The sequence below is a fragment of the Paenibacillus taichungensis genome (assembly GCF_050994985.1).
In the GTDB taxonomy this organism is placed as follows: domain Bacteria; phylum Bacillota; class Bacilli; order Paenibacillales; family Paenibacillaceae; genus Paenibacillus; species Paenibacillus taichungensis.
Window position 1 is genome coordinate 4,463,268 of the sequence record NZ_CP194720.1, and the last position, 21,789, is coordinate 4,485,056.

General features: G+C 45.4%; 23 protein-coding genes, 1 tRNA gene and 1 riboswitch. Of the genes, 4 read left to right on the forward strand and 20 right to left on the reverse strand.

The annotated features are described in order from the left end of the window. The first annotated feature begins 15 nt into the window (after positions 1-15). The gene (locus tag ACR1R9_RS20155) at positions 16-927 is read left to right on the forward strand and encodes a TIGR01777 family oxidoreductase (protein WP_076291729.1); all 912 of its coding nucleotides are present in this window, start codon (positions 16-18) and stop codon (positions 925-927) included. Here ACR1R9_RS20155 and ACR1R9_RS20160 read toward each other — a convergent pair. From ACR1R9_RS20160 to ACR1R9_RS20205, 10 genes are read right to left on the reverse strand one after another with little or no spacing between them, the layout of a single operon-like run. Next, positions 916-2,835: a DUF6382 domain-containing protein gene (locus ACR1R9_RS20160; RefSeq protein ID WP_076291728.1), complete on the reverse strand. Its 1,920-nt coding sequence runs from the start codon at positions 2,833-2,835 to the stop codon at positions 916-918. The two genes, ACR1R9_RS20155 and ACR1R9_RS20160, sit on opposite strands and share 12 nt — an antisense overlap. 26 nt (positions 2,836-2,861) lie before the next feature. Continuing rightward, a complete protein-coding gene (locus ACR1R9_RS20165; protein WP_076291727.1) occupies positions 2,862-3,374 on the reverse strand; it encodes an A24 family peptidase in 513 nt (170 codons plus the stop codon). Positions 3,375-3,382: 8 nt separating this feature from the next. Continuing rightward, positions 3,383-4,468 carry a pilus assembly protein gene (locus ACR1R9_RS20170; protein ID WP_433922884.1) on the reverse strand — a complete coding sequence of 362 codons (1,086 nt, stop codon included), beginning with the start codon at positions 4,466-4,468 and terminating at the stop codon, positions 3,383-3,385. A gap of 29 nt (positions 4,469-4,497) precedes the next feature. Then, a complete protein-coding gene (locus ACR1R9_RS20175; protein ID WP_083679116.1) occupies positions 4,498-6,648 on the reverse strand; it encodes a hypothetical protein in 2,151 nt (716 codons plus the stop codon). Positions 6,649-6,705: 57 nt separating this feature from the next. Next, a complete protein-coding gene (locus ACR1R9_RS20180; RefSeq protein ID WP_256716925.1) occupies positions 6,706-7,371 on the reverse strand; it encodes a TadE/TadG family type IV pilus assembly protein in 666 nt (221 codons plus the stop codon). Continuing rightward, positions 7,364-7,552 (reverse strand): Flp1 family type IVb pilin, encoded by a 189-nt coding sequence (locus tag ACR1R9_RS20185; protein ID WP_076291724.1) that lies wholly within the window; start codon positions 7,550-7,552, stop codon positions 7,364-7,366. The genes ACR1R9_RS20180 and ACR1R9_RS20185 overlap by 8 nt, the downstream gene beginning before the upstream one ends. 12 nt (positions 7,553-7,564) lie before the next feature. Next, the gene (locus ACR1R9_RS20190) at positions 7,565-8,434 is read right to left on the reverse strand and encodes a type II secretion system F family protein (RefSeq protein WP_063564415.1); all 870 of its coding nucleotides are present in this window, start codon (positions 8,432-8,434) and stop codon (positions 7,565-7,567) included. Between the two features lie 12 nt (positions 8,435-8,446). After that, positions 8,447-9,214, reverse strand: a complete 768-nt coding sequence (locus ACR1R9_RS20195) for a type II secretion system F family protein (RefSeq protein WP_076291723.1) — start codon at positions 9,212-9,214, stop codon at positions 8,447-8,449. Positions 9,215-9,233: 19 nt separating this feature from the next. After that, on the reverse strand, positions 9,234-10,520 hold the full coding sequence (locus tag ACR1R9_RS20200; RefSeq protein WP_076291810.1) for a CpaF family protein: 1,287 nt from the start codon (positions 10,518-10,520) through the stop codon (positions 9,234-9,236). A 14-nt stretch (positions 10,521-10,534) separates the two neighbouring features. Beyond that, positions 10,535-11,758 (reverse strand): ParA family protein, encoded by a 1,224-nt coding sequence (locus ACR1R9_RS20205; RefSeq protein ID WP_433922883.1) that lies wholly within the window; start codon positions 11,756-11,758, stop codon positions 10,535-10,537. A gap of 486 nt (positions 11,759-12,244) precedes the next feature. Here ACR1R9_RS20205 and ACR1R9_RS20210 point away from each other — a divergent pair, with 486 nt between their 5' ends. Further along, positions 12,245-12,583: a hypothetical protein gene (locus ACR1R9_RS20210; RefSeq protein WP_076291721.1), complete on the forward strand. Its 339-nt coding sequence runs from the start codon at positions 12,245-12,247 to the stop codon at positions 12,581-12,583. A 286-nt stretch (positions 12,584-12,869) separates the two neighbouring features. Here ACR1R9_RS20210 and ACR1R9_RS20215 read toward each other — a convergent pair whose 3' ends face one another. The 7 genes from ACR1R9_RS20215 to ACR1R9_RS20245 form a co-directional block, all read right to left on the reverse strand. Further along, positions 12,870-13,253 (reverse strand): VOC family protein, encoded by a 384-nt coding sequence (locus ACR1R9_RS20215; RefSeq protein WP_079695288.1) that lies wholly within the window; start codon positions 13,251-13,253, stop codon positions 12,870-12,872. A gap of 161 nt (positions 13,254-13,414) precedes the next feature. Beyond that, entirely contained in the window at positions 13,415-13,657 is a 243-nt protein-coding gene (locus ACR1R9_RS20220) for a hypothetical protein (protein ID WP_163756512.1), read from the reverse strand. A 578-nt stretch (positions 13,658-14,235) separates the two neighbouring features. Further along, on the reverse strand, positions 14,236-15,099 hold the full coding sequence (locus ACR1R9_RS20225) for a DUF6612 family protein (RefSeq protein ID WP_433922882.1): 864 nt from the start codon (positions 15,097-15,099) through the stop codon (positions 14,236-14,238). A gap of 99 nt (positions 15,100-15,198) precedes the next feature. Beyond that, a complete protein-coding gene (locus ACR1R9_RS20230; RefSeq protein ID WP_326065053.1) occupies positions 15,199-15,621 on the reverse strand; it encodes a thiol-disulfide oxidoreductase DCC family protein in 423 nt (140 codons plus the stop codon). Positions 15,622-15,765: 144 nt separating this feature from the next. Further along, positions 15,766-16,044 carry a hypothetical protein gene (locus tag ACR1R9_RS20235; protein WP_024629327.1) on the reverse strand — a complete coding sequence of 93 codons (279 nt, stop codon included), beginning with the start codon at positions 16,042-16,044 and terminating at the stop codon, positions 15,766-15,768. Positions 16,045-16,142: 98 nt separating this feature from the next. Next, a complete protein-coding gene (locus ACR1R9_RS20240) occupies positions 16,143-16,388 on the reverse strand; it encodes a zinc ribbon domain-containing protein (RefSeq protein ID WP_024629326.1) in 246 nt (81 codons plus the stop codon). 203 nt (positions 16,389-16,591) lie between these two features. After that, on the reverse strand, positions 16,592-17,011 hold the full coding sequence (locus tag ACR1R9_RS20245; RefSeq protein ID WP_063564421.1) for an organic hydroperoxide resistance protein: 420 nt from the start codon (positions 17,009-17,011) through the stop codon (positions 16,592-16,594). Positions 17,012-17,455: 444 nt separating this feature from the next. Between ACR1R9_RS20245 and ACR1R9_RS20250 the strand changes: the two genes are divergently transcribed. Further along, on the forward strand, positions 17,456-18,751 hold the full coding sequence (locus tag ACR1R9_RS20250) for an Nramp family divalent metal transporter (protein WP_076291809.1): 1,296 nt from the start codon (positions 17,456-17,458) through the stop codon (positions 18,749-18,751). Positions 18,752-18,896: 145 nt separating this feature from the next. On the opposite strand, the gene ACR1R9_RS20255 is transcribed toward ACR1R9_RS20250, so the two are convergent. After that, positions 18,897-19,589: an HAD family hydrolase gene (locus ACR1R9_RS20255; RefSeq protein WP_175383733.1), complete on the reverse strand. Its 693-nt coding sequence runs from the start codon at positions 19,587-19,589 to the stop codon at positions 18,897-18,899. Between the two features lie 162 nt (positions 19,590-19,751). After that, positions 19,752-20,150: a hypothetical protein gene (locus ACR1R9_RS20260; RefSeq protein ID WP_228469185.1), complete on the reverse strand. Its 399-nt coding sequence runs from the start codon at positions 20,148-20,150 to the stop codon at positions 19,752-19,754. Positions 20,151-20,267: 117 nt separating this feature from the next. Then, positions 20,268-20,443, reverse strand: a riboswitch (cyclic di-AMP (ydaO/yuaA leader). 367 nt (positions 20,444-20,810) lie between these two features. Between ACR1R9_RS20260 and ACR1R9_RS20265 the strand changes: the two genes are divergently transcribed. Next, positions 20,811-21,287 (forward strand): glutathione peroxidase, encoded by a 477-nt coding sequence (locus ACR1R9_RS20265; protein WP_433922881.1) that lies wholly within the window; start codon positions 20,811-20,813, stop codon positions 21,285-21,287. Positions 21,288-21,435: 148 nt separating this feature from the next. Here the strand turns inward: ACR1R9_RS20265 and ACR1R9_RS20270 are convergent. Next, a tRNA-Leu gene (locus ACR1R9_RS20270) sits at positions 21,436-21,518 on the reverse strand. Positions 21,519-21,789: the final 271 nt, after the last annotated feature.

A 21,789-nucleotide genomic window follows, 5' to 3' on the forward strand; every position in this document is an offset into this window, starting at 1 on the left:
AAGGAGGTCGCCATGATGAAGATTGCGATTTGCGGAGGTACCGGTTTTGTCGGAGGAGCACTCGTTGATTACTGGCTTCAGGCAGGCCATCATGTGAAAGTTATTACACGTAAATTGCCGAATTTACATAATCCCAGCCAAAACCTTACTTATATCTCATGGGAACAGGTAGAGGAACAGCCTCATTTGCTGGAAGGAATGGATGCCTTGGTGAATCTCGCCGGAGAAACGTTGAATCAACGTTGGACAACCAAAGCGAAACTGGAGATCGTTGAATCCAGAGTGACTACAGTAGCGCGCGTAGCCAAATTGGTAGATTCGTTGGAACACAAACCGGAGGTTGTCGTACAGGCTTCTGCCATGGCGATCTATGGGACCTCTCCCACAGAAACATTTGATGAGAGCAGTCCTCAAAAATCGGTGAATTTCCCATCCCGCGTTTCTCAACAATGGGAAGTTGCTGCTGATGCCATCAAACATGTGAGACTCGTGAAAATCCGCGTTAGCCTCGTGCTTGGTCATAAAAAAGGTGCTTTTCCATTAATGAAACTGCCTTATATGCTTGGTGTTGGGGGCAGGGTGGGAAGTGGCAAACAGTGGACCAGTTGGATTCATATTATGGATATTGTGCGTTTGATTGATTTCACGATCCAAAATAAAGAAATCTCCGGTCCGGTGAACGCCTCTTCGCCCAACCCGGTAACCAACGATGAATTCGGACGTACGGTAGGCAAAGTGTATAATCGTCCGCACTGGTTCCCCGTACCCGGAATTCTGATCAAAACACTGGTCGGTGAACTCTCTGTCGTGCTGCTTCAGGGACAGCGGGTTATCCCACAAAAAGCGTTGGATCACGGATTTCAGTTCACCTTCCCTACATTAACCGATGCATTGGAAGATCTAAAACACCGGGGTCTATCCGACTGATCGATACGTGTAAACAGACTCAGCCAACGTAAAGGTATCTCCATCTTCCAGTGGATATTCTTTGTACGGAGCAAGAACATCGCCTTTGAGAATGGTTCCATTCACAGAACCCAAGTCCTTAATAACATAGCCGGATTTGTTCCGGCTCAATTCCACATGAGCACGGGACACACCGGTTGCTGAATCTACCCACTGGACCATGTCCGCCGATCGGCCAATAACAAACGATGCTCCACGGACATCCATCCGTTCATTTTTGTCCCCTGTTGCTGATCTACGTTCAAGATAAAAAGAAGGTGCTACTGGACCTGCTCCTGTAATGCTTCCGCCAGCAACACTTTGCAGGTTTACAGTTGCATCAGCCGCCGCATGATGACGGACAAGTTCCGATGTTGCAGCCATGGATTCGACAGTATGCTGAACAAAAGGTTCATCAGATACTTCAGATGGTACATGTAGATTTTGAAAGCGAGAATTCCCTGCTACAGATGACCTAGATTCAAAAGAATGCCCCCGTCCTGATTCAGAACTTTGCATATCACCAGAGCTCTGTTGACTCGTGTAACCTTGTCCATAGGTGTTACCTTCTGGTGACATTTCAGATGCATTCCAACGCCAGCTCTCCTGAAACATCTCTTCTTCGCTTTCTTTCTGCTTATCTTTGCCTCTTCCCAATCCAAAAAAAGCAGATCTCTTATTGGTAGAGCCCTCTTGTAAGTCGCCATCTGTATATTCTTCATTCGGCATCTTTCTGCGTAGCAAATTGGATTTCGAATTTCCGAATTCCCCTTTGGTCACCCATACCCAACCCGCGATCCCAAGCAACCCAGCACTTAATGCTGCAGATAGAATCATTTGTGTCTGCCCTGGTTGCTCCATATAGATGAATCTCCATACCAGCGCCATGGCAATCATACAGCCCAGAATGATATAGGTCGTTTTGGAAGAATTCTGCTTCTTGTCCTTCTCATCCTTTTCCATATCATCGTCCTGTATTGAATCAAACGTTTGGCGCTGTGACGGATTCGTCGTAACACCTTTCGCTTGCAATGAGGACTCTATCAGTGAACGTCTGCCGGAAAATCCTGAAAAGGGTTTGTTAAGTGGTTTTTCATCCTCCGTTCTAGATTCCCTCGGTTGATGATTTGATTTCAACTGCTGCCCAGCTTCGTCATTTCGATCCAACTGACGATACTGATCTTGCCCATTTCTATTGGAAAATAGATCATTTCCCTGCTCTGGAACTGCAGAAAGTGGCATCCCAAATTGACTGTCAATTGTGCCGGATGACCCGCGTGAAGACATAAACGATGCCTGGCCTGAACCACTCTGCTCATCTGCATATAATTCAAGCAAAAGTTCACGCAGTTGTCTGATATCCCATTGTTCACTGTCACATAGTTGAAGGACACGCTGAATTCCTTCGCCCTGAAGTTCCTGAACATGGGCCATTAGCCTAATAACCAGTTCGCGGAATTGCTGAGGGGTCGGATCGACCTCAACTGCATCGATAATCGGGATGTATACTAAACCGAGTTCCCCCAGTTCAAGTGAACCATTAATGAATATGTACTCTTCCTGAATCTGTAATTGACGTGAATCCAACATATATTGTCTACATTCCGTAAACGTATCTGCCAGCTGAAACAATAGACCATATAACACACGCAGCTTCATTTTTCCTGATTTCAACATTTGAGGTAACATCTTATATCCCGAAATATCATATTGTAACGTTACATTTCGGTCTACCTCTCGAAAATGAACGGGAAGAAGACGGGGAATTTGATTGGAAGACAACATACCCATCTGTACACGGCTCAGTTCGTCCATTCGCAGCCCTTCCGCTTTCTCCAAAACCATAAATGATCCGCCGTTTCGAATGAAATCTCTCGTTAATCCATACATGCCAATCCTCTCTTTCCATTGCTTAGTTAAGTCATGTAGATATAGGCGCTAATGAATCCCGGCAATACGGCCAGCATAAAAGGAAACTTCAGTGACTTTTCCTGATTAACCAGTTTGAGCGAACCAAGCATGAAGAAACCAGCAAGATTTCCTGCCATGCCACGAATCCGCTTCGCTGAATCCCTGCGAAATAAGAGAATGACTAATCCAATTGCCCCTGCGTACAAAACGGAGTAAATAATAACGTGAACACCAAAGGCCAGTCCTGTCCAAGCTCCAATTCCTCCAAACAATTTTACATCTCCCGCACCCACTGCGCCGATTAGATACATTAGAAATAAGACACCAAACCCCATCGCGAATCCGGCTGCGGAGAACAAAAAACCCTCCCATCCTCCCCAGATGATATGGGCCAGCACTCCCGCGACAGTCACTGGTAAGGTTAAACGATTTGGTATTTTCATCGAACGAACGTCTGTAACAAAAGCAGCAATCACATACAGACTACAGGCCAGGTAAAACCACTCCACCTCCACCATCTCCTTCCTTATTTTCTGGAAGCCACATTAAACTCGGTCACCGTCTTGGCACCATCCGCAGTCTCTACCACAAATGTCCATGTGCCTTCCGTTGTACGTGTACCAACAAACCAGTTCCACTCAATCACACCATTTTCGTCAGCAGTCGCCCACCCGATATGTTTGGCTGAACTTTCACCGGACTTGTAAAATATCGTTAAGTTAGCTGTAGCTCCGGGCTCCACTTGAACCTTAATTGTCGCGTTGTTGCCTATGTATGCTGGCTCCGGCTTGGATAGTACGGTTGCTGCTCCAGCTGAATCCGTGTCTCCCCCACTACTGTTGGAGCCTTCTCCGGTATCTCCAATCCATACCCGTTCTGCCGCAGCCGCTTGAATGCGTAAAGACTTCCCTAGAAAGGGAACTTTAACAGGCAATTCATAGCTCAATTCAAGCCTGAAGTAAGGATTCGTTTTATTTTTGAGATCAGGTATGGAAACACCATTAACATGCACTCGCTCTACATCCAGTACAGAAGTATTGATAAAAGGCTCAAGCAGCGGTTTAACGGTCGGATCAAGAACAGTCTCAAGAACAGATGTCTTGATCTCCTGTAACGGTTGTTCACCTCTTGCAGCAGCTGCGCGTACCCAATCACTTAGCGGCTCCGGCAGTGAAGAGGCATACTCTTCGGCCCATTCCGTCAGTGAAAGCTCCGGTATTTTCCATCCACTCTCCGAGCCTCCACTACCTGCGGAATCAGAGGGGCTGAATACAAGAGAGACCGGATATATTTTCGTGGATAACTGCTTTACTGCCTCTCCTGCCGTGCTCTGCAATGCTGTCGATACCAACGTCATCTGTACGATGTACATGAGGAACATGACAAAGAACAGGAATACAGGCAAAACCAGTGAGGCTTCCAAAACGATGCTGCCCATTTCCTTTTCTGATGAACCCGTCTTTTTTGGAGAACCTTCTTTTTTTGGAAAACACACTTTCGAAATAGAATGTATTTGCTCAGTCAGAAACTTCATTCTTTCCAGTCTACGCACTCGTGTAAGTCGACTCTGTAATCGTGCCAATATTTTTTCCTGCTGATGCTGCTTATCCATAATCCCTCCACCGAAACGATCCAGATTACTCAATAGGAATAATCGGCCTTTCGATCAATGAAAAATCGCCCATCTTCTACCTGATCTTCACTACCCATGACAGCGCCTATACTTCTTGTGACTCCTGGTAAAAACCACAATTTAATACTGCTGCGCATGTTTCCTGAAGCGTATGTCTGCTTCTCTTCCGGATTCACGCCGGTATTCAATCGGATCAAAGCCAACATTCTGGACATTTTGCGTTCATTGTTGCTATGCATTAATAGGAACAAACGCAGATGGTCCCTGTATGTAAGCTTGACTTTGATATATTTGGACAATTCCACACTTCCGTCTTTAGCCAGTTTCACCATATCTGCTATAGCGTTTGTAATTCCGTATAAAATTGCAGCAGATAATACAAGTAGTGGGTTCCCCAGCTTGCTATTCTCAATTAATCCTTCTGCAGTTCGAATCGCCAGACGCATGCCAAAGATCTCCGCATATGCAGCAGCAATGTTCCCCGAAGGATTATGAAAACCATATACGATGTACTCCAGTTCCTGATTCTCCAGTTTGAACACTTCACCAGCATCTCCACTACCTTCAGTCCAGTTTAGCAACTGCCCAAAATCCATTGAGTTGAAATACGCCAGTGCATACTCATTCTGAAACAATTCATCGCCAAGACTATCCAGCAAATTGGACATTCCTCCGAACAAACTGTCCATTCCGTTCATGGCGTTACCACCGGAGTCATATGGATCGCCAGCAATCTCTGCCTTCTTGGCTTCCTCACGGCTCGCTTGGTTAAAAGTTATGTTGGCGTTGTAGTACTCCTCCAGCTGTTTGAAGGCTTCCATGGAGCCGGAGCTCCCCTTTTCGATTTGTGATAATATGCGTTTAACATCCTTCAACTTCCCTTTGGATTCTTTATCATTCGCTTTGCGCTGGGCATCGGATCCACGACCGCTTTCCAACAGCTGTTTACTTTGGAGAATGACATTGGAAGGTCCACTCCTTACATAAGTATCCATGTATCGTTCCGTGACCTGACTAGCCTGTCTAACCGCTGGTTTAATGGAGACACCACTCATTACTGTAACCGAACGAAGCTGCGTATTAAGCTCCATACTGTCATTTCTGACATTGGTAAAATCCGAATTTTGAGAGCGTACATGTGCATTTAACTGTTCGAATAGTGTGTCGGCTCTTACAAGTTCCGAAGCAAGGGAGCGTGTACTCTTGGCTTCACTTCCCGATCCGGTAGACGGAGGGCTCGTCCCAGGCAGCGTTGAGTTGCCTACTTTTTCGTAACTGGCATTCTGTGAACGGTTCTCCCCCTCAGCGATTACCCGCTTCATTTCCTCATTGATTTTGCGAGCTTCTTCAATCTTGACTTGGGCTTCCTCCAATTTTGTCTGGTGAGCCTGCAATGCTGGTTGTATGATCGTGCTGATGCCTGTCGCCACATTCCCTACGCCTGTTCGATAACGAGCCAGCTCTAACATGTACTGTTGCTGGTTGAATGGCAGTCCCTCATCCATTTGTTTTTTGTTAAGATAATCCGCATAACGCGCCGCTACTTCGGCAGCTGTCTCTGGCGTATCTATTAACATCTCATCGTAAATGGCAGAGGAAGGCGGATTCATGATCAGTGCGGGCAGACCCTTCAGCTTATCGGCTGATTCCGTCTGATTGGCTATTGCTTCGTCTAGCAATTCCTCCCGTTTGTCATACAGTTTTTGTAATTTTTTGAGCAGATCCACAGTATGAGCAGCTTCTTTCATCTCTTCTGACATCGGCTTAAAACGGTTGACCACTTCCAGGGTAAAATCAACCGGCGCACGATATTTCATATCCTCCTGGATCTGGCGATTAAAAATATCGTATCTGCCCAGTTCACGCCCCATGCTTAGTGAAGTCGTATCCCATTGGATATCCAGAATGGGAAACCCATCTTTCACAGCCGAGGGCTTCACACTATCATTCAGCACCTTGGCCATAATGGACTCACCACTGCTGTCACCGTATCCAAATAGACCATACTCCCGCAAGGAAGTATCATAGGCTGACATCACAGATCTCATAGCCGCATGCGTCATTCGTTCTGCCTGTACTTTGAAGGCAGCGATACGTGCATAATCAATGAAAATGGAAACAAACATAAAGATTCCAGCCAAAATCAAGATCAAGAACACGGTTACGGCTCCAGATTCACCGTCTTTTTTTCTGAACAGTGTTTCCTCCTCCTCTCCTCATTTTTTGGTTTTGCCAAAATGTTCTACAACCTGTCCCGCTTCAGCGGCAGTACTGGATGCGGCTCCGCCCTTGCCTTTAAACTTGGCTGCATAATAACGGACCAGATCCACCGTTCGGATAAATTCCGTCGGTTCTACAACTGCAGATGAACCTTGTGTTAGCACATTGTTACCTGAATCAAACAAAAAAGAAGGCAGCGGTAAAGAAATCACCTGCTCCAGCTTGGTTGTAACTTTTCGTTGGATCAGCGAGTTCTGGTATTCAATTGTCCCGTTCATGCCAGAAGGCATGCCTTGTGCTGCTTGGGACAGCTTCTTTTCCGATAAACTTCCACCTTCTCCTGCGGGTACAGACACAACAACCTCATTGTCCGCTCCCGCCCAACCAAACAGTGCTCCGAGCAATCGATCATCGGTCAGTCTCCAGTACAAGTTGTCATGTTCCCCAGCCACAACTTCACCCGTCATCGCCTGCTTGTAGCTGTTGTCCCAGCTGTAGGCGGCACGTTCAGAAGCTGCATACGTATGTTGGTTCAGAAATGTCTTCTGATACATGTACATGGAGAAAAATAAAAGCAACACGAGAATAAACAACACAATAGGGAAGACCAGGGAGGCTTCAATGGTGAAGCTCCCTTCTTCCTTTTTGAATTTTTTACTCAAAAAACTCATTACTCCTATTGCTCACATTCGTTAACAGTCTTTCTACCAATTTTTTAATTTGATCCTTGAATATTAATGCAATAATGATAATAACGCCGATGATCAGAATCAGCTCCAACGTACCAAGCCCATCCTCTTCCTTCCAAAATCCAGTTGCCTTGCTTTTCATCAATTCCAGCATCCCCAATTCCTCCTACATATTCATCATCATAAAAGCAGGTGCCCCGATCATCACCACAATCGAAAAAAAGATCAGTACCATCGGAAACACCAGTTTGGAAGAAGCCTGTTCTCCCTTAGCCCGACTAACAGCCTTTCGTTTCTCCCACAACACATGGGACAGATCACGCAGCGCCAGTACAAAGTCACCTCCCCCTCGCCGGAAATTCAGCAGCACTGTTGTTGTAAAAATCGTCACTTCCTGTACACCACAGCGACGACTGAACTGTTCAAAGGATTGTTGAAACGAGTAACCGTTGTTCCAATCCCCGACCGTCTTTCGCAGCTCATTATAGAGAGGATGATTCCGTTCTCCCTGACTGGCTACACAGTGAACAATTGCACGCTGCACCGTTTCTCCCGCACCAACTAGCAGAACAATTCGGTTCAATAACTCTGGTAGCTCCATGAGTATGTCCTGATCTCTTCGCTGTACTTTGGTGTTAAGATCTTTGTAGAGCGCAAAGGGCAGTGCAGCACCGAGTGCCAATCCACCTACCATACCCCCAAGCCCCATGTCCCCAACGAGCGCCAGAAGGCAGCCTACGAGCAACATCAGCCACGAATAAGTCAGCATCTCAGCACAGTAGAGCATCGTTTTCTCTCCACTATGCTGTATGCCATACATTTTCTGAATGGCATGCTGCATACGGAACATGAGCACAGGCAATCTGCGGCCCACCTCGAACTTGTCCAGTAAAAACAAAAAGGGGCCATGCAGCTTCTTCAGACGTATTCCTTCCATATCCAGTTTGCGCAAATGTCGGTAGGTCTGCCCTCGCGTTCGATCAAGCACCAGCCACCCTGCTCCGAGCACCCCTCCGAAAATAACGGGAAGCAGCATCGTGTCAGCTCCTTATACTTTGATATCCATAATGCGTGTAATCCACAAATAACAGCAGGCAAGTAACGCCAATGCCCCGCTGGAGATCATATATCCCATCCCGCTGTATAACGGCTCCATAAAATCCTTGGCCGTAAAGTTTAGAAAAATCAGAAAAATAAATGGAGCGGCAAACATCACTTTAGATTCAAACTTCTTCTGTGCCACCGCTACCATGATGTCCTGCTGAATATCCAGCTTCTCACCAATTACCGCCGAGGTTCGCCTTACCACTTCGACCAGATCTCCACCCGTTCGCTTACATGTGATGAACACATCGGCAAAGTTTGTGATATCCTCAATTTTGGCCCGATCCGAGAAGTCTTGCAGCGCCTCTTCAATGGGCTGACCATATTCCATCCGCGTCCTCAGAATGGTGAATTCACGAATGAGATCTGTATCCGCTTCAGGATTCAGCATGCGCAGATCCTCCACGGATTCCTTAAATCCATTCTCTACTGATTTTCCCGCAGCCAGCGCGGAGGACAACGCATATAATGCCTGCTTAAAATGCAAACTGAGAGTCATTCTTCTTCGTTCCAGCAGTACTTTTGTCCAATGTTTTGGTACCCATATACACCCCGCAGCCAATATCAATCCGGCCAACCAGTGATGATAGAATAGAATACCGACACCAAAGAACAACAAACCACTAATCAGCATGCAGCCCATCCGCTGCCTCCGGGATAGCGTATACACGGTGTAGTCCGTTAACGCCTGTCTGGCCTCACCCAACTTCATCACCTACCCATAAAAACAACTAATTTACGTTGTTATCTGATTCAATTAACTCATCGCTATTGCGTTCTATGTACTCTTTCAACCATTCCCCTAGCCCAGCCATCTGAATTTTATCCACTTGTCTCAGCGTTCCAACTTGCACGAGTCCGCCAATAATTTTGCCTTCTTTTTCTTCGATTTCCTGGAAACGAAACAGTGAATTGAGCAGCACTTCTCCATCCTGCATGCCAATCACTTCACTAATCTCGGTCACCCGACGTGAACGGTCCCGCAGCCGGGATAAATGTACAAAGATATCAATGGCCGAGCTGATCTGCTGCCGGACAACCGCGATGGGAAGATCCGCTCCACTAAGCACCATGGTCTCCAATCTGCTGATCATATCGGAGATCGTGTTCGCGTGTCCGGTAGACAAGCTTCCATCATGTCCAGTGTTCATGGCCTGCAACATATCCAGCGCTTCTGCGCCACGTACCTCACCAATGACAATTCGATTTGGACGCATCCGCAGGGATGACTTGATCAAATCCCGAATAGATATTTGCCCCTTGCCCTCGGTATTCGCATTGCGCGTCTCCAGCGATACCAGATTGGGTACGGTGACAATCTGCAATTCAGCAGAGTCCTCAATCGTGATGATCCGTTCATCCGCCGGGATAAACTGAGATAATGCGTTTAGGAAAGTGGTTTTCCCCGACCCGGTTCCGCCGCCGATAAAAATATTGTATTTGCTGCGCACCAACTGCTTCAGCAACTCTGCCGCTTCCTCATGCAGGGCACCTTTACCAATCAGATCGGACATCTTCATCGGTTCACTCGGGAATTTCCGAATCGTCATGGTTGGACCCTTCAACGCAATCGGAGGCAGCACGATATTAACCCGCGAGCCGTCTTTTAACCGCGCATCCACGATTGGAGAAGACTCATTCACAATCCGGTTCACCCCGGATACAATCATCTGGATAATGTCTTCCAATCGTTCCCTGGACTCGAACTCCAGCGTGATCTGTCTGACTTCTCCTTCTTGCTCAACGAAAATTTCCCGGTGGCTGTTGATCATAATCTCCGTAATTTCGGGATGATCCACCAAGGGTTGCAGAATATCCAGGCCTCGAAAGGAGTCGAATAACCGCTGCACCAGCGTATGACGCTCCCCGGAGGTCAGATCATTCAGTTTCGGGTCAGAAAGTACTTTACGCTCGATTCCCTGCCACAGTTCTTCGTCTCCCGCAGAAGAAGTTAAATCCAGGCCTTCCCTGACCTCACGACGCATGATCTGAAACTGCTCTTCACGGTCCAGTATCATCTTGGATGAATCCATCATAGTGACCACCCATCACCCTTCTGGATTCGTCCTGTCTGCTTCAGTTCTTCTTCCCCATCCTGTACGATCATGGCGCATAGCCTTTTCACTTCGCGTTGAAAAATCGGTGAGCTGAGCATCACTTCCTCCTGACTCAGCTGCTTCCAGGAAGGAATATACGGCAGCACAGCATCCAGATGCAGATCAGGTCTTGGCAAAGCATTGATGACGCTGTCCCGATACTTGTTGACAATGAAGCGGGCACGATCCAGTACACTTTCATGCAGATCCGGCCACGTACGCTCCATGTGCTGAATCCATTGACCCCAGCGGTGCATGGAAGAGATGTCATCCTCCACCAGCCACACGAATGCATCGGCAGCATCGAAAATCCCCTCACTGCGTCCATCCCAACCTGAGTCCCCATCCAGAATGAGCACATCATATTGCCCGCAGTCCGCCAAATACCGAATAAGGCTCTTCGTATCCTCACGGGACATTTGCAGCAATTCCTTCCGATTCGATAATGGCCAGAATACATCCGACTTCAGCACTTCGTGACGAAGTACATATCCGTCCACCCCTTTGGAGGAAGACTGTGCTTGTCCCTGTTTGCCCGATTCCTTCCTGCCCACCTTCAAATCGTAAAGAAGACGTGACAGCCCTGTTTCTGCATCGAGTGTACGCTGCCCACTTCTAGACAGACCTTTCTCCAGAAACGGCATCGAGCTATCTAACGTCTCCAGATTGAGATACAGAACAGCATATCCTGCAAGCCCCAGCTGCTTCGCCATATGCATCGCTACCGCAGATTTGCCACTCCCGCCGGAAGCTGATACAACTCCAATAGAAAGTGTCTCCTGTCCTGGACGATGGGTTTTCTTCCGACGCGGCTGCCGACAAGCATTAAGAACAGCATCCATCAGCGTAGGCAATGGTTGATATTTCATCAGCCGTTTATCCTCATCCACCTCATCTAATCCTTCACTAAGCATCAACCATGGAATACCCGAGGTTTCGCCACCGTGACTCAGCCAGCTGTTCAGAAATTCCGGTTCCGCAATCACCAGGTCCGGCAGTTCCCTACCTTCCTGTTCGTTCATGTGATCCCTGAACGCTTCCCATTGTGAAAAGGCGGTAAATCGTATACTGGAGCCGGACGGGCTGCCTTGTACAAAATCAAGCCAGGCGCTGATATACTCTCTGTCTTTAGAAGCCAGCACTGCCTTAAGAACAATCAATTCTTCTCCCCTCCCTGCAAAAAAAAGCACAAAAAAGCACCGTCCAATAACCGCAAAAATATGCAGTGTATGGACGGTGCTTCCGTCACGTGCTATGAATGTATGGATAATATAGCATACAATTTCTGGAGGAGCAAGGGATTTATTCTACTTCAACTAATCACCTACTCCTTATAGCTGGTCATCCAGATCACAATGTATCCATTTGTCATACCATTTCCTTGTCTAAACAAAGTATTGGTCGATTTGCATTCTATTCCTTATCCCTGTTCGTAATAGTTAATTACGATAGCTTATATTTTTATCAATTTGCTATGAAATAAATCAATTATCATTATCAGTTTCACAAAATTGAATATCTCAAAATTAATACTTGGTTCACATAATATTCATCCAATAAAATACTTTATTTTCCGAATATAGTTTACTATTGGATATATTTTCTATATAATAGAGTTGTATTCCAAATATGAGAGGATGATAACGATGAAAAAGAAACTTATTACTGGTCTATTAACTGTCGTTGCGTGCTTCACTGTTGGTTCTACATCTTTCGCGGCTACTGCTGCTACACCAAGCCCTAGTGCTGCTTCTGCAGAAACGTCCAATGTAATAACTCTTGCAGATCAAATTTCTGTTCCTATTAGTTTGAGAGTTGGCGAGAGCATTACAGTTGCTGGCTCCAACTTTTGGATTAGCGGGGACTATGGCGGCATTTATTTAAATCAACAAGGATTAATAATTGGTTTGTCACCTGGAGTTTGTACAGTAGTTGGTTATTTACCTAACGGTGATACTGTACTCTACACTGTCACTGTACGATAAACTCATACTTAATCAGAGGGGATGTAACTCATCCCCTCTTTCCTATGATAATTTATGTAATATATTTTAATAGATTTTAGAGAAGTAAATCTATTAGACCTTCATTCTAATTCCCTTCCTCGAAAAAAACCGCCATCCAATACCCGCATTAACATGCAGTATATGGAAGGCGATTCCCATAAGTACTATTTTATCAATAACTCTCAATCTAGAATACAAATGGTATTTAAAAATTATAAAATAAAATCGTTCTTCTAGTATCTCTTTGTCCCCTATTTCAAAAAAATCAAGAATGATAAGGTGCATCAAACTCAATAATATTGCGGTCAGGATCAAGCACAAAAATCTGTGCAAACCCGGCAACACTATCTGGTCTTGCCTCATATTCAATTCCCTGCTGTTCCAGCCAGACCAAAGTCTCCTTGTAACTCTTCACCCAGATCGCAAAATGTCCATCTGTTGTATCAATGCCAGCCTCACGAAGCGTATGTCCCTGCGGATGCTGTAATAGATGAAGCTGTTGACTACCAATGGCGTACCAGGTGCCCGTGGAGTTGAAAGGCGGACGTTCAATCTCCTGCATGCGAAGCAAACCGGAATAGAATTTCTTCGCAACCTCCAAATTACGTACAGCCAGACTCACGTGGTGTATATGTGCATATTCAATCATTTCTTCGACCTTCTTCCCTGAAATAGACTTTCTTCAGCTTCCCACCAACTCTAAATTCAATCGCTTACATGACTATTGTAGAAAATCCAAGCGCTTTCGCCAAGGGAAAAAGTTCAGGAAAAACAAAAAATAGAGCAGCTATGGACCTGCCTTCGCAACAACTAGCTGCGAAAGCCATAATGAAGCGTGCCCAGTTCCCCTAATTGCGGTGATAAGTCGTGCGGCGGACCGAACGGCACGCAGGGATTGCCATCGAAACTTTCTTCGCTGACGATCTGTTTGTTGTGGTATGTTGCGCTACGTGGGACATTTACTCTGGCTTTCTTGGCCAGGAAGAAGCTCGAATAGATTTTTTTCAATACGTAGCAGTGGGGAAGACGGTTCTCGAACGCCGATACTTCCATGATGAGGATACAGCCAGGATAATCAGTCTTAACGTCGTCTACAACCGAACCCTGTATGACCAAGGGAGAGATCTTCTGTCAGTCATATTTGAGGACACGAAAGGGTTAGGTTAACGGAAGTGATGCTGACCTCTTGAGGAAATCCTCTGACCTATCTGGTTGCTATGACGCTTAAACGCTCCGTAAGGGACCTCAGTCATTCCCAGTCCTCACCTTCGAGACAACGAATTTGGCAGCCTGGTGCGCTACGCAGAAGGCTTAGAAGAGCTGCGGAAGGAAGAGATGCAGCTTCGCCGCTCGATCAATCATGTGCCAAAGAGAAATTACGCTAAAATACGCATTCTGTAGTTTATAGGCTTATCACTCCCCATGCGGAAGCCACTACTGCTCACCCGTTTGTTAATACTCTGACCACAACGCATACAAAAAAAGAAAAACACCCCTGATTGAATTCAGCGAACCTGTCGGTTCACACCAATTCATATCAGAAGTGCCATCTCCAGAAGATTCACATCTTTAAGCAACTTTACCAGGTTAACTCCTCATCCGAGAGTCCACACCGCTTACCCGCACGCTTTTTATTTAGCACTATCCAATGCTTCTTGCGGGATCTTAATCTCTTTCACGCCATTGTGGTTAGAGAACGTGCTGGTCATTTTCATGTCCATCGAAATTTTCTGTCCTTCCTGCTCCATATTCATAACCATGTTAACGTCCGTACTTACAGGCAAATAGGTTTCCTTGTTAATCATATATTTCATTTTCATGCTGGTAATATTCATTTGATCAAGCATCGCTTGAGTTTGGGCATCCGATCCGTTTTGCTCCATGACCGCTTTGGCCAGTTCCTTTACGTTATCACCGGATACGTCAGCGTTAAGGACGTAGTTGTCGCCTTCTTCCGTTATTTTGGTGTCTTCGGCAATCTTTTTGAATTGCTCCATCTCACCTTCCGGATTCATGCTTGCCTTCATCTGCTCGATCAGTGGTTTCGTTTGCTCGTCAGGAATTTTAATCCACTGGTCTCCCACCTGCGAATAAATCTTATCCGAAGTGATGTACTGCTTCACATTTTGCGCTTCCTGTCCGGACATTTCCATTTTCATCTCCTGATAGATCATCATCGGATCTTTGATGATATCCATCTTCAGCGATGTTTTCACCTGTTGATCCTGGGACTGCTCGCCAGCCACCATTTTTAAATTTTGATCAATATTGGCTTCCGTAGTGAAGCTTTTCATATCTTTAGTCGCTGCATTCGTTTTCTCAATTAACTCATCCAATGTAGGGATCTTTGTCTCCTGCTCCGCAGTTGTATTGCCCTCGTTAGACGTTTCGTTTCCAGCTGGCGGCGTTGCTGTACTGTTATCTGCATCGCTTCCACAAGCTGTCATGCTTACTGCTAATAATGCCCCAATAATTAATGTAGTCCACTTCTTCAAGTTATTTGCCTCCCAAAATAGAATTGATCCGTACTCATTACCCAATTATTTCCGTTATTAATCAATCGGCATCGATACAATCTGTCACACTTAGCCTTTTTAAAGGAATCGATCCTTGATTTCGGGTGTAGGCAGCATACACGCTTCATCTTTACCGAACCAGCGATATCGATTGCGAGCTACCATGTTATATATGGCATTTCGAATAAATTTCGGTACAATAATCAACACGTACAATAATGGATAAGGGAATTTTAAGCCTTTGGCCAGACGCAGCGCTGCAGTTGAACGTGTATAATATTTCCCATCCTCAATGAGTACAAAAGTATCCATGCTGTCCGTGGACAGATTGCCCTTCTCCAGCAATTTTTTCGCTACATCCGATTGAAGTGATGCAAAATGATACTTCCCCTCAGGGTCACGCTTGATTATCCACTTCGTTAATCCTTGGCAGAAATGACAGACTCCGTCCACAAGCACAATCGGGTGTCCCTGATGCTGATCCGTTTGGTTTGCTGTCATAATCGTGGCCTCCTCATGTGTGCTATTAGAGTAACTTACCCGTTTTGAGTCATCCCGTTCGCTTTTTTCACATTTTATTTAAGTGTAACGAAAAATAGAAAAAGAGCGCAGGCTCTATGCCCACGCTCGTATCTGTTTTGGCAATTACTCTGCAATTGCCTTTTCCATCCATTGGTCGTCAATCATTTGTTGGTGCAGGTCACCAGCCCACTGGTCCATGCATTTGCAAATGAAATCTTTGCGACATACCGGACAAGGCGTTTTCTGTAGACGGCTGATATTGGTTAGCTTCCATTCCGGGGAATGGGAGTAGAATACACGGCATTGTGTACCGTCTACCAATTTCATTTTAAATTCATACAATCCGTCTTCCTTGTTGCCACTAGCTAATTCTAAATTTGCAATACGCGGTCTATAAGACATGGATATCACCTGTTAATTCAAATTTGGTTCATGCATTGACACTTCTTAGTACTAAATCATATTAAAGAAATTTTAGTTCGATGTCAACTCACGCACATTTACCCACCAAATAGAATATCAAGAATGGTACCCACCTGACCCTGTTTTTTCCCTTTCAACACATCCGGATCGAATACTTCTACATATCCACAGGAAGAACAGGCGACGAAGAGATAATGATTGTGCTGAATATCAAACATTTTGCTAAGTCCCGCTCCTGACATGGATACTTCCTTAATATTGCAATCCGTACCCCTGCATTTGGTACATACAAATCGTCGTTCTATCATCTCTTCAATACTCATTGTCGTTCCCCCTCATTCGAATGTATGACTTCAAGCAAGAGTAGATTATGTAAAATAGTACGCTGTCCAACATGCAATCTCCTGCATCGCAATTGTTATAAAATACAAAACCCTGCCGAAGGCCAGCAGGGTCTTGTACTCGAACATCAGGTATCCAAAGATACCCTGCTCTATATGTTCCCTTTACTCCTACGAGTCAGGTCTCAAACTACATTAAGTACCACATCAATATTGCCACGGGTTGCTTTGGAGTAAGGACAGAAATCATGTGCCTTGCGAGCTAGATCCTCTGCTTGACTGTGATCCACGCCAGGCATGCTCACATCCAAACGTACAGACAGTTGGAAACCATCATCCGCCGGATCTTTGCCGATGGATACATTACTTGTGACCACCACATTCTCCAACTTCACGCCCGCTTTGCGTGCCACATTGGCAAGAGCACTTTCATAACAAGCACCGTATCCCGCTGCAAAGAGCTGCTCAGGATTGGTTCCTTCACCACCGGAGCCTCCAAGTTCTTTTGGCATTTTCAGATCATGCTTGAGCACGCCATCCGAAGAAGCCACCGAACCTGTACGTCCACCTTTAACTGTCGCTGTTGCTGTATATAAAGCTTCCATTAAGAATCTCTCCTTCGCCTTTAATTTTTTGTTGCCTACTATTCAATTTAAACTTCTGGCTCATTTTGAAACGTTGTTAATCCTTATTCAGGTTTTACATCTTTATCTTTTTCATGCATCGGGAAAGGAACACAGGTAATTTATCCAAGGTTGGGTAATATACTAAGGCACAATTCACTCTCCGGTAAATTTTGTCCTCATACACAAAAGTTGCACTGGACAAAAATAATTGAAGGAGTACAATGTAAGTATCAACATAAACGTTTAGACATATGAAAAGTAGTTTAATTACGCTTTTGATTTTGGTTTAAGTGTTCAAATGTAATCAAAGGAATGACACCGTTCCTCTTCATATAGAATATCAATACTTCAAAGTCGGGTGATTATATTATGAGTAAAAAAAATCCGTTCAACACTCCTTCAAATGAACCATTGGCTGCGGGTATGGCCCCATCTCTCGGGGAAGCCCACAGCTCCATGAAGGTGCCTCAGAACGCTGCTTGGTGGAAAAAATTCCTTGCTTTTGTTGGACCGGGTTACCTCGTTGCCGTTGGATATATGGATCCCGGGAACTGGGCAACAGATATTGCGGGTGGTTCACAATTCGGATACACATTATTATCCGTTATTCTGATTTCGAACCTGATGGCTGTTGTGTTGCAGTCTCTCGCTGGCAAGCTCGGGATTGTCACAGGACGGGATTTGGCGCAAGCCTGCCGCGAACGATTTAGCATGCCTGTTGTGATCGTGTTATGGATCTTGTGTGAGCTTGCAATTGCAGCCACCGACCTTGCCGAGGTTATTGGTTCGGCAATCGCGCTCAAGCTGCTGTTTAACATCCCCATGTTATATGGCGTCATTATTACCGCTGTCGATGTACTAGTCATTCTTTTGCTGCAAAACAAAGGCTTCCGTGCATTGGAATCGCTCGTTATTGTGCTGATGGCCACCATCGCCCTCTGCTTCGGGATTGACCTGTTTCTCGCTAAACCGGATATGGGCGGCGTCATGCATGGTTTTGTACCCAGTGCCGAGATTTTGCAAAATCCAGCTATGCTCTACATTGCCATCGGGATTATCGGTGCAACCGTCATGCCCCATAATCTGTATCTGCATTCTTCCATTGTGCAGACCCGTCAGATTGAACAAACGCCAAAAGGAAAAAAAGAAGCGATTCTGTATTCCACCATGGATTCAACCATCGCTTTAACGCTTGCTCTGTTCATCAATGCAGCCATCCTGATTGTGTCTGCTGCCGTGTTCCATAGTGCAGGTATGACTCAGGTCGCGGAAATTACAGATGCATACCATCTGCTGACACCTCTGCTGGGTACTACCATCGCCAGCATCCTGTTCGGTGTAGCCTTGCTGGCTTCCGGCCAGAACTCAACACTCACCGGCACGTTGTCCGGACAGATTGTAATGGAAGGCTTTCTGAACATTCGTATCCCAGCATGGCTTCGTCGACTGGTTACACGTCTAATCGCAATCATTCCGGCCGTCATCGTAACAGCCATTGCCGGAGAGCACGGAACAGAGGAACTGCTGATTCTGAGCCAGGTTGTGCTGTCGCTACAGCTACCCTTTGCCGTCATTCCACTGGTGATGTTTACGAGTGACAAAAAAAGCATGGGGGCCTTTGCCAACAAGCTGTGGCTCAAAATCATCTCCTGGATTATTGCCGGAGTTATCGTTGTCCTGAATGTGTATCTGATTATCCAAACCATTCTGTTATTCTAAGTTAAACGGAACTACGCAATATTTTGTCTAACTCAAAAAGGCTGATCAACTCAAGTCATGTATCCCTTGAGACGATCAGCCTTTTATATGTTTGAGCAGCCATCTAGTTCATACCAATTAGATCTTAAATACTGCTTGCTCTTATTTAGTTGTCTGAACTTTGAGTTACCATTAGCAATGGAAGAAGTTCCTCCAGTGATTCAACAGTCCAGTCTGGACGCTCTGCATCCGCAAGCTCCGGCTGGAACCTGCCATAACCCTGCAAAATCCTGATCGTATGCATACCTAGCTTCTTAGCTGGAATAATATCATTATCAATCCTGTCGCCGATCATGACCGCTTCCTCGGGTTTACATCCCGCCTGTTTCAACGCTACAGCATACAATTCAGGATCAGGCTTGGACACTCCTTCTTCAGCCGAACAGGCCAGCACATCCACATACTTGCGCAAACCGTAGCTATCCAGCCGATTTTCCGTCCCCGGGCTCTGATTGGCAATGATACCAATCTTATAGTGTTGCGATAACGTCTGGAGAACAGCGTCGGCTGACGCGAAGGGCCGCTCAAGCTCTTTGCGGAACTTTAGCTTCTCCTGTATCTGTTCCCGGTGCCCCTCGTCGCTGATAAGGGTACGAATAGCCAATTTCATCGGCCATTGCTCGTAATTTCGGTAGGAGGCGGCAAATAGTTCTCGCACCGTCTGCATCTCCACCTGATAACCAAGCGCACAAGCTTCACGAACGAACTGACCGATAATATCATCTACCGGCTCCCATTCGTCCACGAGCGTATCCCCCACATCAAAGAACAACCATTGTATTCCACGTACATCCGGCACGCCTATTCCTCCTCGTTAGCCACAGGAAATTATCCCTATTTCCCAAACCATAAAAAAGAAGACCCACCAACATGCATGAGTCTCCTCAAGTTTCCGTTTATTTATGATTTCAATTATAACAGGCAGCTGACACTGGATCAATCACAGGAATAGTACTAGCCACTAGCCATTCAACAGAAACCCAACTTCCCCATTCAAGGAATATACAATACGGTCTGCTCCCATTCCCCGATAGATCCCTTTGGGGTGGCTTTGTTCCGTAATGACACACAAGGACTTGGATGTCCAGGAGCGGCAGATCTGCAAATATCGACAGGTCAGGTTTAGGCTATTTTCAAAAATAAAAACATTGCCGACACTACCTTGCGGCAAAAACCATTTCTGAGCTGCAGCCGTGTTCATGCGAATGACATGCTCCACACCGATTCTCCGGAGCCTGCGCTCTTCCCCTGCACTATTGGTCAGAACGGCAAACGGCATTTTTTTGTACATCAGCAATTTGATAAATTTACGTCCTGCTTCATTTGGAGCAGTCACTAAGATCATCTCTTTATCCATCATTCGTTCCTCCCTTGGCGTGAAAAGACAACAAAAAAGAAGCGTGGGGGACCAAGGCCTCCCGGACGCTTCTTCAATAATCCATAGCAAAAAGACACTATGAACCAGCGTACGGCTTGTTGCCTCTCCCTTTAACGCTTACGAGGTTAGCTGACGGATTCGGGCGCGAGAGTCGCCCTATTTCCGGCTGTCACCGGAAAATTCACCCCATGGATGCCTACTGTCCTGGACAGTTCATCCTGTTGGTTCCCCCGTTTCCCACCCATGAATGAATGGAAACTCAGCGATTAAAACATCGTTCTTTTATAATCAATAATCAGAGCGATATTATCGTTTGTTTCGTTTTTCATGTAAAATTTAATTTAAATTGGAATTACGATATGAATCATACACCCGTGCCATATTGGTGTAAAGTCTGCGCAGATCACCGAATCGACGGATTTTTGCCATTTCCCATCAATAATAGCGCTTACAACGCATCCATTCTCTACCCATCTCATCAAAGCTCTCTAATTCTCTCTTTAGCGATAATTAGGTGTTAAATCAGTCACAGATCATACACGACAGCCTCAAATTGAGTTAAAAAAGCAATATTAATTTTGCAATATTTAATTGCAATCAATATAATAGAAGGAAGAAGAATATGAAATGGAGGCGATTTTCATGTCAGTCTACGACTACAAAGTAAACACCCTTCGCGGTCAGGAAGTTGAAATGTCCAACTATCGTGACAAAGTACTGCTTATCGTGAATACAGCAAGCCAATGCGGACTCACACCTCAATTCAAAGGTCTGCAAGAACTTCAGGATAAGTTTAAAGACTCCCCGTTTGAAGTTCTTGGTTTTCCAAGCAACCAGTTTGCACAGGAAAAAGGCTCTTCTGATGATATTGCCGAGTTCTGTCAGATGAACTATGGTGTCAGCTTCCCGATGTTCGAGAAAATCGATGTGAATGGTTCAAGCGCTCACCCTCTATTCCAGCATCTTACCAAAGAAGCACCGGGTGTACTCGGCTCCAAAGCCATCAAATGGAACTTCACCAAATTCCTTGTGGATCGGAACGGACGTGTTCTGAAACGGTATGCTCCCAAAACAACACCCGATAAAATTGAAGCAGACATCAAAGAATTGCTTAAATAACAATTGAAGGCCATCCGCCCCCGGCAGACAGAATGACATGCATTCAGGGGAACGGGTGACCTTTTTTTGTCTGGACTCATCATTACTGTAAAAAAACATAAAAAAGAAGCTCCCCATATGGGAAGCTTCTTCCTAATCGTTCTTATGATGCGGTCGAGAGGACTCGAACCTCCACGGGTATACACCCACTACCCCCTCAAGATAGCGTGTCTGCCATTCCACCACGACCGCATGTCGTAAATAATCGGCAACAGAATTGATTATACCCGGTTCATGTTTAAAAGTAAAGCATTTTTATAAATATCATTTTAACTGCGCTTTCCCTTCCATAAATCGTATAATCTCGTCATTTTCTCCTACGAAGTGCATATGATTAAATTTGATCTCGTTTGTATATCCGATTAGGCTGATTACTCTACTTTATTTGTAGTGCCATCCTTTACATCCCCTCAGTTTAACATAACTCATAAAGTTATATAAAATAACATTAAACAGATTAAAC

Coding starts and splice junctions, on each gene's coding strand:
- ACR1R9_RS20185 (WP_076291724.1), bottom strand. CDS start 7,552: ATGCTGGAATTGATGAAAAGCAAGGCAACTGGATTTTGGAAGGAAGAG.
- ACR1R9_RS20235 (WP_024629327.1), bottom strand. CDS start 16,044: ATGTCTTATAGACCGCGTATTGCAAATTTAGAATTAGCTAGTGGCAAC.
- ACR1R9_RS20200 (WP_076291810.1), bottom strand. CDS start 10,520: ATGATACTGGACCGTGAAGAGCAGTTTCAGATCATGCGTCGTGAGGTC.
- ACR1R9_RS20265 (WP_433922881.1), top strand. CDS start 20,811: ATGTCAGTCTACGACTACAAAGTAAACACCCTTCGCGGTCAGGAAGTT.
- ACR1R9_RS20260 (WP_228469185.1), bottom strand. CDS start 20,150: ATGATGGATAAAGAGATGATCTTAGTGACTGCTCCAAATGAAGCAGGA.
- ACR1R9_RS20215 (WP_079695288.1), bottom strand. CDS start 13,253: ATGATTGAATATGCACATATACACCACGTGAGTCTGGCTGTACGTAAT.
- ACR1R9_RS20160 (WP_076291728.1), bottom strand. CDS start 2,835: ATGTATGGATTAACGAGAGATTTCATTCGAAACGGCGGATCATTTATG.
- ACR1R9_RS20220 (WP_163756512.1), bottom strand. CDS start 13,657: ATGGAAGTATCGGCGTTCGAGAACCGTCTTCCCCACTGCTACGTATTG.
- ACR1R9_RS20245 (WP_063564421.1), bottom strand. CDS start 17,011: ATGGAAGCTTTATATACAGCAACAGCGACAGTTAAAGGTGGACGTACA.
- ACR1R9_RS20230 (WP_326065053.1), bottom strand. CDS start 15,621: ATGACAGCAAACCAAACGGATCAGCATCAGGGACACCCGATTGTGCTT.
- ACR1R9_RS20240 (WP_024629326.1), bottom strand. CDS start 16,388: ATGAGTATTGAAGAGATGATAGAACGACGATTTGTATGTACCAAATGC.
- ACR1R9_RS20195 (WP_076291723.1), bottom strand. CDS start 9,214: ATGAAGTTGGGTGAGGCCAGACAGGCGTTAACGGACTACACCGTGTAT.
- ACR1R9_RS20155 (WP_076291729.1), top strand. CDS start 16: ATGAAGATTGCGATTTGCGGAGGTACCGGTTTTGTCGGAGGAGCACTC.
- ACR1R9_RS20190 (WP_063564415.1), bottom strand. CDS start 8,434: ATGCTGCTTCCCGTTATTTTCGGAGGGGTGCTCGGAGCAGGGTGGCTG.
- ACR1R9_RS20170 (WP_433922884.1), bottom strand. CDS start 4,468: ATGGATAAGCAGCATCAGCAGGAAAAAATATTGGCACGATTACAGAGT.
- ACR1R9_RS20210 (WP_076291721.1), top strand. CDS start 12,245: ATGAAAAAGAAACTTATTACTGGTCTATTAACTGTCGTTGCGTGCTTC.
- ACR1R9_RS20165 (WP_076291727.1), bottom strand. CDS start 3,374: ATGGTGGAGGTGGAGTGGTTTTACCTGGCCTGTAGTCTGTATGTGATT.
- ACR1R9_RS20250 (WP_076291809.1), top strand. CDS start 17,456: ATGGCCCCATCTCTCGGGGAAGCCCACAGCTCCATGAAGGTGCCTCAG.